Origin of the sequence: Agrilactobacillus composti DSM 18527 = JCM 14202, from assembly GCF_001436375.1 — a bacterium.
Taxonomy (GTDB): domain Bacteria; phylum Bacillota; class Bacilli; order Lactobacillales; family Lactobacillaceae; genus Agrilactobacillus; species Agrilactobacillus composti.
Genome location: NZ_AZGA01000064.1, coordinates 1 through 498 on the forward strand (window position 1 = coordinate 1; position 498 = coordinate 498).

Consider the following 498-nt stretch of genomic DNA (forward strand, 5'->3'; position numbering starts at 1 on the left):
GGGTCTTTAATATATTGGTTGATAAACTTCATCAGTAGGTCATGGTCGACCGTATCAAAATATGACTTTAAATCTAGGTCAATCACATAATGATAACCTTGGTCATACAGCACTGTGACCCGTTTGATGGCGTCATGAGCGCTTCGATTCGGTCGAAAGTCAAAACTGTTATCCGAGAATATCCTTTCAAACCTTGGCGACATCACTTGAGCGACAGCTTGCTGAACAAGTCGATCGACCACAGTTGGGATTCCAAGCTTACGCTTTGACCCATCTGGTTTTGGTATTTCAACTCGTTTGACTGGCAATGGCTTATAACTGCCATCACGCAGTGAGGCTATCAATTCGTCGCGATGTTCCTTCAAATAGGGTAATAGCTCGTCAACGGTCAAGCCGTCGATGCCAGCTACACCTTTGTTGCTGACTACTTGCTTGTAGGCATGATTCAGATTATCTCGGGATAGAACTAAATCTTGAAATGAAACGCCATTCTCGACT

The 498-nt window shown here is 43.8% G+C and carries 1 pseudogene; it reads right to left on the bottom strand.

The window, feature by feature from the left end:
- A pseudogene (locus tag FC83_RS10340) lies at positions 1 to 498 on the bottom strand (reverse transcriptase domain-containing protein); the annotation flags it as partial.